Below are 13,767 nucleotides of genomic sequence, written 5' to 3'. Positions count from 1 at the left end.
GCGGTCGAAGTTCAGTAATCTGGTCAGGATTGCTCGGACGAGACCCGATGGCCGGACAGGGGGTTCCTCATGCTGCACATCGCGACGACCATGGTGACCTCCGGCTGCCTGGGGAGCTGTTGTCGAGGCTGATTCTTTTGCCTCGCACCTTTTCCTTCTCGTCCGACGGAGTCCTTCGCGCATGTCCGCAGCCCTGGCCACCCCTGTCCCGCCGCGCTCACTTTCCGGGCATTCGGTGGTTTTCGTCCACGCTCATCCCGACGACGAGGCCATCTTCACCGGCGCCGTGATGCACGCCCTGGCCCGGGGCGGCGCCCGGGTGACCCTGGTGGTGGCCACCGACGGCCACGCCGGGCAGGACCTCAGCGGCGCCACCCGCCACATCGGGCAGGTGCGGGCCCGGGAACTACAGCGGGCCGCGTCCGTGCTTGGCGTGCACGAACTCTTCACACTGGGCTGGGCCGACTCCGGAATGGACGGCCCGCTGCCGGATCGTGCGCTGGCCCGCCAGGCGGTGAGCGATGTCGCTGCCCAGGTCGATGAGATCGTGTCCCGGGTCGGCGCCGACACCATCGTGGGCTACGACGAGGGCGGCATCTACCCCCACCCCGACCACGTGGCCGTACACCGGGCCGTCGCCGAAGTGGCCCGATCACAGCCCGGACTCAGCTACTGCGAGGCCACCGTCGACGCCGAGGGCCTGGCCCAGCGACCGGTTCGCCACCTGGTGCTCGGAGCCAACGACGCCGCCCGCCGGGCCGGCCTGCCCAGCGTTCCGGTGGGGCTGCCCGCCTCCCGCATCGCGGCCAGCTACCCGGCCGACGCCACCGACTTCGCCGCCAAAGTGGCCGCGATGCAGGAACACTCCAGCCAGATCGACGCCGCCCACCTGCAGCAGGACGATCTGTGGTCGGCCTACGGCGTGGAATGGTTCACCCGCACCGGCCCGGCCGGGGCGATCGACCAGTTGCTGACCGCCTCCAAGACTCAGCAGGCTCAGGCCGTGTCGTCGTCGTAGACGGTCAGAATGCCCCACGGGTCGCCCACGATCGCGTTCCTCGGCGCCGAGAGCGTCATGTCCAGCCGGGCCAGCGGCTCGGCCTTGCGGTTGCCGCGCATCCGGATCTCGGCCACTGCCTTGGTCTTTCCGGCCGGGAAGGTGACTTTGACCCACTTGGCCGGCACGCGTCCCTCGCCGTACATGATGTTCGTGTCCACGTTCACCACCACCGGCACCGAGGACGGCCGGGACAGGTTCACCGGGATCCGCACCCGCTGAGACTTGTTGCGCTCGAACACGATCTGATCGCCGATGCTCGCTGCGGGCAGTGCAGTGGGGCCACCGATCACGCTGGACGGCGTGTCGAGAGCCAGATCGGCCAGGACGACGTCCCCTGTTTTCGAGGCCCGGGCGAACGAAACCTGAGCGATCGCACCCGGATCGACCCCCTTGAACGAGGTCAGCGGGATGCGCACGGTCTGCATGATCACCTTGGCCGAGCCCTGCAGCCGGGGCAGCGGGCTCAGCGCGTTGCTGACCTTGGCCACGCTCACCGTGGCCTTGGCGCCGGAGCGATCGGTGACGGTCACGTCCAGCCCGGCCTTGCTGCTCAGGGTGGCCGCGCGGAACGTGAGGGCCTCACGGGCCGTCGGGCTGGAGGCCTTGATCGAGACCAGGGTGCGCGGCTTGGTCTTCGTGGTCCACTTCAGTCGAGCAACGGACGTGGTGGGCACGTCGGGCGCGAAATAGGACGGTACCCAATGGGGAAAGTCGGTCGACCAGCCGTCACTCTTCGCGCAGGCCGGCAGCAGACGCTTGTCCTTGCTGGGCGGGTTTCCGGCGCCCGCGCAGTAACTAGCGGCCTTGGACGTGGTCACCGAGGCCTTGGGCAGGGCGAAGCTGGCCAGATCGGTGCGTGAGGCGGACGGTTGCTGCGCCTGGGTGTAGACCACGGCCTGGCCGGCTGACTTCGCCCGGCCGTTGGTGCCGTCGAACATCGGCAGGAACTGCTGCTCGTCGCCCAGATTGAGCCGGAAGAACCCGCTCAGGTAGGCAGCCCCGACGGCCTGCTGCTGCTTGGGCGAGAGCCGGCCCGGCGCCTTGCGGCCACAGACCGGATCCTTCTTGTCGCCCCAGTCGTCGAACGAACCGGCCTTCGAGGTGGCCGGCGTCCACTCGGTGTTGAAAAAGTTGTGGTTGGCGCCCAGCATCGTCAGGGTCGTGCGCAGCACGTTGTCCTTGCCGGCATACCGCGAGTCGTCGTAGAAGTGCTGCCCCTGCTGATCGGAGACGTCTCCGTCGCAGTAGGGCAGGATCACGGCCATCGCGGCGCCGGGCAGTGTGTTCCGGGCGAAATCGGTCGGGGCCAGCGGCAGCACCGCTCGAATACCGTACGGCGAGGGCCGGGCCGAGTTCAGCGCGGCCGCGGTGACCACGCCTTCACCACCCCGGGAATGACCCATCAGCCCCACATTGGAAAGATCCAGGCGGCCACTGAGCTGGGAATCGCTGTCCGAGACCCACTGACGCAACTGGTCCAGGTGCGCCAGAACCAGTTCGCCCCGGGCCTGAGTGCCCGCATCGGGCGCCGATTCGTCCAGCGTGGCATTGACCCCGTTGGCGCTGATCGAGACCACCGCGTAGCCGTGCGAGGCCAGCGCCTTGGCCGGGGACTCGTAGCCCAGGTAGCTCGGCACCGGCTTCATGCCCTTGGTGCAGGGCCAGTTGATCGCCGGCGTGCCGGTGGTCTTGCCGTAGCAGAACTGGTGCATACCGTGCAGGAACACGGCCACCGGCCGAGCGCCCTCCGCACCCTTGGGCAGGTAAACAGCGGCCCGCATCTCCACCGCCTGCCCACGGAGCCCGGCCAGCCGGACCGCGGTGTCGCCCAGGTCGTAGTCGGCGCGCTCCACCCCGTACGGGCCAGGAGCAGCCGGGTCCTCCTCGAGCACCGGCCCGACCGGAGCCGCCGCCTGGGCCGTCCGGGCCGAGGCTTGATAATTCTGCGAGCCGGCCCCGGCCACAGCGCCGTTCCAGGCCAGTTGCACCTTCTTCGCCTTGACCACCCGGGCGTTCGAGGTCAGCAACGAGATCGTGCGACCATCGGCCGCCCGCTCCGCCACCCCGATCACCCGCCCGTCCACGGCGATCTGCGGCAGAGCCGCCCGGAACACCACCGGCTGGGGCAGACGCAGCTTCACCCGCCAGGTATCACCCTGGCCACGTCTGGTCACGCTCCAGTCGGCCCCGGCCGTACGACCGGACGCAACTGTGCCGTTCGACGGCTTGGGATCGGCCGATGCCGCTCCACCCGGCACCGCGATCAAGGCGACGGTCACCGCGAGCGCCAGCCAGAACGTCCTCAATGTACCGACCACAGCCGCCCCCACCTGATAGTCCGACTTTCCCGGTATATCAGGCTTCTCGGCCTGGGAAAGCTCGAATCCGAATTTAAGTCGGTACCTTCGGCCGCAAACGCGAGCCGGTCCGGGACTTTCGTCCCGGACCGGCTGATGATCAGCGAGCGTTACTCAGAAGTCGAAGTCGCCGATGTTCTCCTTGGTGAACCCGGTCGGTTCACCCAGCAGCACCTCGCCGTTCGCCCCGACGGTGTATTCGCCGAGCTCGCCGGCGGTGAACGTGTCGCCTTCCTTGCCCTCGATCTCGCCCTTGGCCAGGGCGGCCGCGGCGTAGGCGGCCAGGGTGCCCAGGTCGGTGGGGTTCCAGAGGTAGAACTCGGTGACCGTGCCGTCCTCGATGAACGAGCGCATCTGGTTCGGTGTGCCCAGGCCGGTCAGGGCGACCTCGCCCTTGGCCTTGGAGGTGGACAGGTACCGCGCGGCGGCGGCGATCCCGACGGTGGTCGGGCTGATGATGCCCTTGAGGTCGGGGTGGGTCTGCAGCAGCGCGGCGGTCTTGTCGAAGGAGGTCTGGTCGTCGTCGTTGCCGTAGACGGTGTCCACCAGCTTGATGTTCGGGTGGTTCTTCAGTTCGGTCTCCATCAGCGCGATCCAGGCGTTCTGGTTGGTCGCGTTGGCCGAGGCGGAGAGGATCGCGATCTCGCCCTCGTCGCCGATCTGCTCGGCGATCCCGTCGATCTGGGCCTTGGCGATGCCCTCGGGGGAGGCCTGGTTGATGAACAGGTCGCGGTACTGGGGTTCGGTGTCGGAGTCGAAGGTGACGATCTTGGTGCCGCCGTCGCGGGCCTGGGTGAGTGCGCTGCCGACCGCCTTGGGGTCGTTGGCCGAGATCACGATGGCGCTGGCCTTCTGCTGCGCGGCGGTGTTGATGTACTGCACCTGCGCGTCCGGGCTGGCGGTCTGCGGGCCGACCTCGGAGAAGGTGCCGCCCAGGGCCTCGACCGCGGCCTTGCCCCCGGCGTCGCTGGCGTCGAAGTACGGGTTGCCCAGGTTCTTCGGCAGGAACACGATGTTCAGCGGCTGGTCGCCGCCCTCGCCGGAACCGCTGTCGCTCTCGCCGGTCTCGGCCTTGCCGCAGCCGGTCACGGCCAGGGCGAAGGTCAGGCCGAGGGCACCGAGCAGGGTGCCGTTTTTGCTGAAGGTCCGCATGGAGGTGTTCCTTTCACGTCAGTGTGAAGAAGTGGAGCGCTTGGTGCGGGACACGGAATCGGAGATCCAGGTCAGGAAACTGGTGGAGAGCACGGACAGCACCAGCAGCAGCCCGATGATGATGTTGATGACGTTCACGGTGACGCCCTCCAGTCGCAGCGCGCTGGAGATCACCCCGATCAGCAGCACCCCGGCGATCACCCCGGGCAGCTTGCCCTTGCCGCCGAAGATCGAGACCCCGCCCAGCAGGACGGCCGCGATCACCTGAAGTTCCAGGCCGGTCGCGTTGTCGCCGCGGGCGCTGCCGAAGCGCAGGGTGTAGAAGATCCCGGCCAGCGCGGCCACCGTTCCGGTGAGCACGAACAGGATCAGCTTGGTGCGCTGCACGTTCACGCCGGAGAACTCGGCCGCCTCGGTGCTCAGCCCGATGTCGTAGATGCCCCGGCCGAACGGTGAGAAGTGCAGCAGGGCAATGAAGACGGCGGCCAGGGCGGCGAAGACCAGCATGAACGTCGGGATCCCGGTCGAGCCGATGATGCGGGACGTCTGTTCGGTCCAGCTGGTGGGGAAGTCGGTGACCGCCTCCGTGCCCAGGAGCCCGACCGCGACACCCCGGAACAACGCCAGCGTGCCGATGGTCACGGCCAGCGAGGGCAGCCCGACGTAGGCCACCAGAAACCCGTTGAACAGCCCGCAGACCACGCCCACCACCAGCGCGATCAGCACGGCCAGCGGCATGGCCACGCCGTCGCGCACCAGCAGGCCCAGGACCGCACTGGACAGCCCGACCACGGACGCGATCGACAGGTCGATCTCACCGGTCACGATCACCAGGGTCATCGGCAGAGCGATCAGCAGGATCGTGGTCATGTCGATCAGGATGTACGTCAGGGTCAGGGTGTCCCCGAAGTACGGGATGTTGCTGTAGCCGTACAGGTAAACCACTGCGACCAGGGCGATCACGGCTGCCTCGCGGCTGAGCAGCACCCGCCGCCAGACGGGCCGGGCATAGGCGGGAATGGTGGCTGCGCTCATGCTTCGTCCCTCGCTTCGATCAGCTTGCGCGCCTGCCGGGCGGCCAGCACCCGGTCCAGCACGATGGCCGCGATGATCAGCGCCCCGACCAGCGCCTGCTGCCAGAACTCGGAGATCCCGATCAGCGGCAGCGCACTGTTGATGGTCACCAGCAGCACCGCGCCGATGCCCGCACCCCAGGCCGTGCCCGAGCCACCGAAGATCGCCACCCCGCCGACCACCGCCGCGGCCACCGCCTGGAATTCGATACCCGTTCCGGCGCTGGAACTCACCGTGCCGTAGCGGGCCGCGAAGATGACCCCGGCCAGACCGGCCAGCGCCCCGCTCAGGACGAACGCGCCGATCACCCGCCGCCGCACCGCCAGGCCGTAGAGCACCGCGGCCTCTGGATCGGACCCCACCGCGTACAGCTCCCGGCCGGACTTGGCGGTCTGCAGGTAGTAGCCCACCGCCACCACGATCACCATCGCCACGATGAACAGGACCGGGATCGTCAGGATCTGCGCGGTGCCCAGGTCCAGGAAAGCCTTCGGCATCTGCGAGGCGCTGATCAGCTGGGAGCCGGCCCAGGTGAGCACGATGCCGCGGAAGATGTACTGCGTGCCCAGGGTGATCACCAGGGCGGGCACCTTGCCGTAGCCCACCAGCACGCCGTTGATCAGGCCCAGCCCGGCGCCGGCGGCGATGCCGATCAGGAAGGCCAACAGCGGCGGCATCCCCGGATAGGACAGGAACAGGTCTCCGGTCAGCCAGGCGCTCAGGCCGAGGATCGAGCCCACCGACAGGTCGACGTTGCGGGTGATGATCACCACCGTCTGCCCGGCCGCCAGCAGCAGCATGATCGAGGGAGTCAGGAGCAGGTCGCGCCAGCCGGTCGAGCTGAACACGAAGTCCGGGCTCTTGATCGCGGCAGCGACGATCACCAGCAAAAGGACGATCGCCACCGACAGTTCGCGCGAGCGCAGCACGGTCCGGATCAGCCGGTCCCGGTGGGAGAGCGAACTGGGTTCCACCAGAAGGGTGGTCGGTTGCGCGGTCGGCGCGTTCATCACGCCACCTCCTGACTGCCGTGGGTCGCGGCGTGCATGACCCGTTCGGGGGTGGCCTCGGCCCGGGAAAGGTCGGCGGTGAGCCGGCCTTCGCTGATCACCAGCACCCGGTCGGCCATGCCTAGCACCTCGGGCAGCTCGGACGAGATCATCAGGACGGCCAGACCCTGCCCGGCCAGTTCCGAGAGCAGCCGGTGCACCTCGGCCTTGGTCCCGACGTCGATACCCCGGGTCGGCTCGTCGATGATCAGCAGGTCCGGCTCGGTGGCCAGCCACTTGGCGATCACCACCTTCTGCTGGTTACCGCCGCTCATGGTTCTCGCCGGGGCGTCCAGCGCGCTGGTCTTCACCTCCAGCCTGGCCGCCCACGGCCCGACCGCCCGGTTCTCGGCGCCCCGGGTGAGCAGCCCGGTCCTGGCCAGGCCGCGCCGGATCACCCCGGCCACGTTCTGCGCCACCGAAGCCTCCGTCACCAGCCCTTGCTTGCGCCGGTCCTCCGGGATGAAGGCCATGCCCGCCCGGATCGCCGCCCGTGGGTTCTTCGCCGGTACCGCAACGCCCTTCATGGTGACCCGGCCGGCCTCGTACGGGTCCACCCCGAACACCGCCCGCGCGATCTCGCTGCGCCCGGCCCCGACCAGCCCGGCCAGGCCCACGATCTCGCCCCGCCGGACGCTGAACGAGATGTCGTGGAACACCCCGGTCGACTCCAGGCCCGTGACCTCCAGAACCACCTCACCGAGCTCGGCCTCCTGCTTGGGGAAGAGCTCGGCGACCTCCCGCCCGACCATCAGGGCGACCATCTCCGCCACACTGGTCCCGGCGATCGGGCGGGTGGCGATGTACGAGCCGTCACGCATCACGGTGACCGTGTCGCACAACTCGAACACCTCGTCGAAGCGGTGCGAGATGAACACCAGGGCCCGGCCCTCGTCGCGCAACTGCCGGGCCACGGTGAACAGCCGCTCGACCTCCACCCCGGACAGCGCGGCGGTCGGCTCGTCCATGATCAGCACCTTGGCGTCCAGCGAGATGGCCTTGGCGATCTCGATGATCTGCTGGTCGGCGATCGAGAGCCCAAGTGCCGGGCGCCGCGGATCGATGTGCACCCCGAGCCCGGCGAACAACCGCTCGGCCTCGGCGTACATCGCGGCCTTGTCGATCCGCCGCATCCGGCCCAGGATCTGCCGGCCCATGAAAATGTTCTCGGTGACCGAAAGATCAGGGAACAGCGTCGGTTCCTGGTAGATCACGGCCACACCCGCCGCCTTGGACTCGGCCGTCGAACCGAAGTCCGCCGCCTGCCCGTCCAGCTCGAACACCCCACCGTCGCGGCGATGCACCCCCGCGACAATCTTGACCAGCGTCGACTTTCCGGCGCCGTTCTCACCCACGAGCGCGTGGATCGAGCCGGCCGCAACCTCCAGACTGCCCGACCGCAGAGCCACCACCGGGCCGAACGACTTTGACACATCGCTTAACCGCAACGCGGCCTGAGCTGGGCTGACCATGAGCACCTTGCCTCGTTGAAAGGATTCAAAGGCCGAAAATAAGATGGCTGTACACCGCTGTCAAGCAACGGAATATCTCGTTCGGTGAACGGGAGTGCTTTTCCCGCACCTGATTTCGCCAAGCCCTCACTACCTGGGGACGATCGGCGCCAGCAGGTGCGTCAGGTCCCTCGGTCTCGGAGTCGCCTTGGGGGCGGAACAATCCGCCTCACCGGACGTCGTGACGTGCCTCAACCGACGGCGTGGCGGGGACGGCCGGACCCGATTGGCTACCGCGCTGACCAGGGCTTCGCTGCAACGCGCTTCTTCTTCTGCTCGCTCTGCGCACGTGCCGCTGCTCTGGGCGCCGGGAGGGTGACCGCCTGTGTGACGTCGACACCGCATTGCCCGAGTGCTTGGGGGTGGCAGTCGCCGGCGGTGGCACCGACCCCGGTGGAGCCTTGCTCTCGGTGGCGGCCAGCGGTCGGCTGCGGCGGGTCGGTGGTGGGGTCGCACTGGGAGCAGGGGGTACAGCAGGGGCGGCCCAGTCGGGGGTGGGCTGCTGGCCCGAGTTCGCGGCGCCCGGCGGATGGATGACAGGGCCTGCATGCTCGGCTCGTACTGGAGCGACGGCAGCACAACGGACGGGGCTTGGCTGGCTCTGGGACTGCCGGGCGTGCGGTGACCGTCTGCCACGTCGGCCCACTGTGTGCGAGGGCGGAGTCGTCTGCATCGGACTCTCCTTTGAGTCCGTGAGATGAAACGTTTCAGGTACCTTTGGCCAGCGTAACGGGGGCGGTTGGCCCTGGCAACGGATTGAATGGATCGCCCCGGAAAAGATTTTCCAAGGTCGGTAGTGACGGATTGTTCTGTGTCGACGACCCGCTGGCCGGGCCTGTTCGCGGCCGGTGACGCGGCTACGACGGTGCCACCGTCGATGGCTGCCGCTGTTGCATCGGGACATCTGGCCGGGGCCGGCGCGGCGGTTCGTCTGGCGGCGGGCTACTGACCTTCTGTTTCGGCCGCTGCGGATGGGGTTGCCCGGACGCAGTGAGCGCCGCTGTGCGCTCCACAAGTGGAGCGCACAGCGGCGCAGCACAACGAGAACCTGCAGCCTCAGCTGGACTTCGGTGCTGCAGCCTCGGCTTCCACGACCTCTTCCACGGGGTGGAGGGGGTGACTGCGTTCCAGCTTGGCTCCCTCGACGTCGATGTCGGGCAGGATGCGGTCCAGCCACTTCGGGATCCACCAGGCCTTGTCCCCGAGCAGGTGCATCGCTGCGGGGATCAGGAACATCCGGACCACGAAGGCGTCCACCAGAACGCCGAAGGCCAGGGCGAAACCGATCGGCTTGATCACCGTGTCGTGGGAGAAGATGAACCCGCCGAACACCGAGATCATGATGATCGCGGCCGCGGTCACCACGCTGCGGCCGGCCAGCAGACCGCGGCGCACGGCCAGCCGGGCCGGGGCGCCGTGGGCGAAGGCCTCACGCATCCCGGAGACCAGGAACAGCTGGTAGTCCATCGCGAGCCCGAACAGGATGCCGGTGACGATGATCGGCAGGAAGCTCAGGATCGGGCTGGGCTCGTGGATCCCGAACAGGCCGGCCATCCAGCCCTCCTGGAAGATCGCGGTCAGGCCACCGAAGGCGGCCAGGAGCGAGAGCACGAAGCCCAGGGTCGCGGTCAGCGGTACCAGGATGGACCGGAAGACCAGGATCAGGATCACCAGGGACAGGCCGACGACGATCACCAGGTAGACCGGCAGGACGTCGGAGAGCTTCTGCGAGACATCGATGTTCGCGCTCGCGTTACCGGCGACCCCGAGGTCGGCGGTTCCACCGCCGGCGGTCTGCGGGGTGAGGTCCCGCAGGTCCTTGACCAGTTCGGCGGTCGACTCGCTGTTCGGCCCGCCGTTGGGCACGACCTGGAACGAGAGCGCAGAACCGTCCTTGGAGACGCCGATCGGCACCACTGCGGCGACGTCACCGACGTCGTAGATCGCCTGGCCGACGGCAGCCTGCTCGGCCAGCGTGGTGGCCTCGGTGACCGGGGCAGGCAATTCGGCCAGCACCAGCAGCGGCCCGTTGACGCCGTCCCCGAACTTCTCGGACTGGACCTGGTAGGCCTGGTAGGCCTGCGAGTCCTCGGGCTGCCCGGCGCCATCCGGCAGTCCGAGCCGCATGTTCAAGGCGGGCAGGGCGATCACGACGAGCACGGCGATCCCGGCGACGAGCGAGAGCACCGCGGCCCGCGTCGTCATCGGCTTTTCCGCCGGGCGTGAGGTGGCGGGGGCCGCCGTGTCCTCGGTGTTCTCGAGGGCGGCACGCTCCTTGGCCTGCAGGATGCGCATGCCGACCAGGGACAGCAGCGCGGGGGTGAACGTCGTTGCGACGAGGACCGCCACCAGGACCGCGGCTGCGCCGACGGTGCCCATCAGGCCGAGGAACGGGATGCCGGTGACGTTCAGGGCCAGCAGCGCGATCGCGACGGTGAACCCGGCGAAGACCACGGCGTTGCCGGAGGTGCCGTTGGCCAGACCGATCGACTCGTGCAGGTCGACGCCCTGCTTGAGCTGCTTGCGGTGCCGGTTGAGGATGAACAGCGAGTAGTCGATGCCGACCGCCAGGCCGAGCATGATCCCCAGAACCGGGGTGACGGACATGAACTCGACCAGGCTGGAGAACGACATGGCCGCCAGCGTGGCCACCCCGACCCCGAGACCCGCACTGGCCAGCGGCAGGACCGCACCGATCAGCGTGCCGAGCATGATCACCAGAACCGCGGCGGCGACCAGCAGACCGACGATCTCACCGACGCCCAGCACCGAGGGAACCGTCTGCGAGATGTCCTGGCTGATCAGGACGTTGACCCCGTCGATCGGGTTCTCCTCGACCAGGTCCTCGATCGCGGTCTTGCTCTCGGCGGGCACCTCGGCGACCGGCAGGGCGAAGGAGACCGTGGTGACGGCGGCGGAGCCGTCCTCGGAGATCAGCCGGAAGCCGGAGGACAGCTGGGCGACCTGGGAACCGAGGCCGAGGGCGGCGGACTGCTGCTCCAGCTGCTCACTCTGGGTCTGCAGCTCCTTGGCGCCGGCGTCGATCTCTTCCTGAGCCGCGTCGAGCTGCTCCTGAGCCTGAGCCAGGGCGCCGCTCTCCTCGGCCGCCTGACGCTGCTGGTCCAGCTCTTCCTGAGCCTTCTCCAGCTCCGTCTGCGCGTCCTCGATCTGGGCCTGACCCTGGTCCAGCTGCTCGCGGCCCTCACTGAGCTGGGTCGCGCTCTGCTGGAGCTGGGCCTGGGTCGCGAACGGGTCGATCGCCCCTTCGACGTCCTCGATCTGCCCGAGGGACTTCAGCAGTTCCGAGATCTCGCCCTGCTGGGCCTCGGTGAACGCCTGACCGTCCGTGGTCTCGAAGACGATGCCGCCGGAGCCGCCACTGGAGTTCTCGAACTCCGCGGCCAGCTGCTCGGTGACCTTGTTGGTGGGGATGTCAGGGATGGTGATGGCGGAGGTGATCGTTCCCGCGAAGAGAACGAACGTCAGCCCGCCGACCAGCACCGCGGCAATCCAGCCGCTGATCACCGTCCAGTGCCGCCGCGCCGCGAAACGTCCTACGCGATAGAGGAGTTCAGCCATGATGCTGCTCCCGGGTCCTTTCGTCGTGATGCCCCAGGCGGAGCACTTCCGTGAGCTGGCCGACCGCTTCGTTGCGAACAGGACGAGCTCTTGACTGCAACGGGTCCGAGCCCCGGCCAGGTTCTGGTCTACTCGGCCCGGTATCCGTGCTGGATGGCGACGACGAGACGGTCCATGGTGGCGTCCCAGTCCTGCCGGGAGACGGCCGTGACCTGACCGCCGTGCGTCTCCACCCATTCGTGGGCCATCAGACTGGTGCCCTTCATCAGGAACTCGATGGTCAGCCGGAGCGTCAGCCGGTCCAGATCCGGGACGTGCTCGAGGACCTTGGCGGTCAACTGCCCGCCGACCTTGTCCAGGGCGGTCTGCGAGATGGCGTTACGCCGCAGATCGTCCTGAGCCGAACTGGAGAGCGCGCCGACGATCTCGGCCATCACCTGCGGCAGATCGGCATCCCGAAGCGAGGCGCACAGGCAGTCCAGCGCCGCGATGGCACCCGAGGCGCCGCTCAGGCGCCGGTCGAGATGACCCAGCACCTGCTCGACGACCTCTTCGAGGATCTGGTCGCACACAGCCACCAGGAGCGCATCGAAGGACGCGAAGTGGTTGAACACCGTACGCCGCGAAACACCCGCCGCCGCAGCGACTTCGTCCACCGTCAGACCGTCCGGGCTCTGCTTCGAAGCCAGATCCCGGGCCGAGGCGAGGATCGCCTGGTGGTGACGCTCGCGAAGCAGCGTGCGCCCGTCGAGCCGCCGTACTTGCATGACGACGACCGTAACACAAGTTGCATACCGTGCAGCTTGTGGGGTCACTCGTGCGGCTCAGACGTGCTTGAGCCCGGAGAGCGACCGCTCACACCGCCATTCTGGTCGCCTTGATCAGCGCCTCGACATCGTCGGGCGTGGTGTCGAACGACGTCATCCAACGGGCCTGACCCTTGGTGACGTTCCAGTCGTAGAAGTGGAACTGCCCGTGCAACTGCTTCAGGGCCGGGGCCGGCAACTCGACGAACACCGCGTTGGCCTGCACCGGATGGCTGATCGTGACCCCGTCCAGACCATCGGCCAGCCGAGTGGCCATGGCGTTGGCGTGAGTGGCGTTGCGCAGCCACAGGTCCGACTCCAGCAGCGCGAGGAACTGGGCCGAGACGAAGCGCAGTTTCGAGGCCAGCTGCATGGACGTCTTGCGCAGCCGGTCCAGCCCACGGTCCAGAGCGGGATTGAGGACGAGGACGGCCTCGCCGAGCATCAGGCCGTTCTTGGTACCGCCAAAGCTGAGCAGGTCCACACCGACATCGGTGGTCAGCGCCCGCAACGGAAGTCCCAGGTGGGCAGCGGCATTGGCGAGCCGGGAGCCGTCCATATGTACTTTGAGGTCGTGCCCGTGGGCGAACTCGGTGATCGCGGCGATCTCGCCCGGGGTGTAGACCGTGCCCAGTTCGCTGGACTGGGTCAGCGTGATCACCTGCGGCTGAGCGCGGTGCGGGTCGTCGAAACCCCAGGTTTCGCGCTGCAGGACCTCGACGGTCAGCTTGCCGTGCTCGGTCGGTAGCGGCAGCAGCTTGATCCCGGCCATCTTCTCCGGGGCGCCGCCCTCGTCGGTGTGCACGTGCGCGGTGTCCGAGCAGATCACCGAGCCCCAGCGGTCACAAAGAGCTTGCAAACTAAGGACGTTTGCGCCGGTCCCGTTGAGAACCGGATAGGCGCGCGTGTGGTCGCCGAAGTGGACGCGGAACACCTCGGCCAGGCGCTCGGTGTACACATCGGCGCCGTAGCTGACCTGGTGCCCGCCGTTGGCCTCGCTCAGGGCGGCCAGGATCTCGGGGTGGATGCCCGCGTAGTTGTCGCTGGCGAAGCCGCGCAGTTCGGTGTCATGCAGTCTCACCCGGACGATTTTCCTAACCGTACGAGCCGGAGGGAAATGGTTTTCACAAGCGCTGAGCACGAGATCTTCCGATGCTCGGCTCCTCCCGCCTCGATAGG

Annotated in this window: 10 protein-coding genes; 2 read left to right on the top strand and 8 right to left on the bottom strand. The window is 68.1% G+C overall.

Translation table 11 applies throughout. The features are described from left to right. The first annotated feature begins 181 nt into the window (after positions 1–181). The gene (locus LR394_RS09185; protein ID WP_231440247.1) at positions 182–1,018 is read left to right on the top strand and encodes a PIG-L deacetylase family protein; all 837 of its coding nucleotides are present in this window, start codon (positions 182–184) and stop codon (positions 1,016–1,018) included. Here LR394_RS09185 and LR394_RS09180 read toward each other — a convergent pair. From LR394_RS09180 to LR394_RS09160, 5 genes are all read right to left on the bottom strand, one after another. Then, positions 997–3,378, bottom strand: a complete 2,382-nt coding sequence (locus tag LR394_RS09180; protein WP_231440246.1) for a poly(ethylene terephthalate) hydrolase family protein — start codon at positions 3,376–3,378, stop codon at positions 997–999. The two genes, LR394_RS09185 and LR394_RS09180, sit on opposite strands and share 22 nt — an antisense overlap. 153 nt (positions 3,379–3,531) lie before the next feature. Then, positions 3,532–4,569: a rhamnose ABC transporter substrate-binding protein gene (gene rhaS / locus LR394_RS09175; protein ID WP_231440245.1), complete on the bottom strand. Its 1,038-nt coding sequence runs from the start codon at positions 4,567–4,569 to the stop codon at positions 3,532–3,534. Between the two features lie 18 nt (positions 4,570–4,587). Continuing rightward, a complete protein-coding gene (locus LR394_RS09170; RefSeq protein ID WP_231440244.1) occupies positions 4,588–5,604 on the bottom strand; it encodes an ABC transporter permease in 1,017 nt (338 codons plus the stop codon). Continuing rightward, complete coding sequence (locus LR394_RS09165; protein WP_231440243.1) at positions 5,601–6,653, bottom strand: ABC transporter permease; 1,053 nt, start codon at positions 6,651–6,653, stop codon at positions 5,601–5,603. The genes LR394_RS09170 and LR394_RS09165 overlap by 4 nt, the downstream gene beginning before the upstream one ends. Continuing rightward, entirely contained in the window at positions 6,653–8,164 is a 1,512-nt protein-coding gene (locus LR394_RS09160; RefSeq protein WP_269328881.1) for a sugar ABC transporter ATP-binding protein, read from the bottom strand. The genes LR394_RS09165 and LR394_RS09160 overlap by 1 nt, the downstream gene beginning before the upstream one ends. Positions 8,165–9,014: 850 nt before the next feature. On the opposite strand from LR394_RS09160, the gene LR394_RS09155 reads away from it, so the two are divergent. Beyond that, positions 9,015–9,152, top strand: coding sequence for a hypothetical protein (locus tag LR394_RS09155; protein WP_231440241.1), 138 nt, complete (start codon positions 9,015–9,017; stop codon positions 9,150–9,152). 107 nt (positions 9,153–9,259) lie between these two features. Here the strand turns inward: LR394_RS09155 and LR394_RS09150 are convergent, their stop codons facing one another. The 3 genes from LR394_RS09150 to LR394_RS09140 form a co-directional block, all read right to left on the bottom strand. After that, entirely contained in the window at positions 9,260–11,782 is a 2,523-nt protein-coding gene (locus LR394_RS09150; protein ID WP_231440240.1) for an MMPL family transporter, read from the bottom strand. Positions 11,783–11,910: 128 nt separating this feature from the next. Next, entirely contained in the window at positions 11,911–12,549 is a 639-nt protein-coding gene (locus LR394_RS09145) for a TetR/AcrR family transcriptional regulator (protein ID WP_231440239.1), read from the bottom strand. An 88-nt stretch (positions 12,550–12,637) separates the two neighbouring features. Further along, a complete protein-coding gene (locus LR394_RS09140) occupies positions 12,638–13,669 on the bottom strand; it encodes a threonine aldolase family protein (RefSeq protein WP_231440238.1) in 1,032 nt (343 codons plus the stop codon). Between the last annotated feature and the right edge of the window lie 98 nt (positions 13,670–13,767).

The organism is Kineosporia babensis (assembly GCF_021129305.1).
In the GTDB taxonomy this organism is placed as follows: Bacteria; Actinomycetota; Actinomycetes; order Actinomycetales; family Kineosporiaceae; genus Kineosporia; species Kineosporia babensis.
This window is presented reverse-complemented; position numbering and strand designations above follow the sequence as displayed.

Bases quoted from the DNA above. Each gene is read 5' to 3' on its own strand.
- LR394_RS09170 (WP_231440244.1), bottom strand. From the start codon at position 5,604: ATGAGCGCAGCCACCATTCCCGCCTATGCCCGGCCCGTCTGGCGGCGG.
- LR394_RS09145 (WP_231440239.1), bottom strand. From the start codon at position 12,549: ATGCAAGTACGGCGGCTCGACGGGCGCACGCTGCTTCGCGAGCGTCAC.
- LR394_RS09165 (WP_231440243.1), bottom strand. From the start codon at position 6,653: ATGAACGCGCCGACCGCGCAACCGACCACCCTTCTGGTGGAACCCAGT.
- LR394_RS09185 (WP_231440247.1), top strand. From the start codon at position 182: ATGTCCGCAGCCCTGGCCACCCCTGTCCCGCCGCGCTCACTTTCCGGG.
- rhaS (WP_231440245.1), bottom strand. From the start codon at position 4,569: ATGCGGACCTTCAGCAAAAACGGCACCCTGCTCGGTGCCCTCGGCCTG.
- LR394_RS09150 (WP_231440240.1), bottom strand. From the start codon at position 11,782: ATGGCTGAACTCCTCTATCGCGTAGGACGTTTCGCGGCGCGGCGGCAC.
- LR394_RS09160 (WP_269328881.1), bottom strand. From the start codon at position 8,164: ATGGTCAGCCCAGCTCAGGCCGCGTTGCGGTTAAGCGATGTGTCAAAG.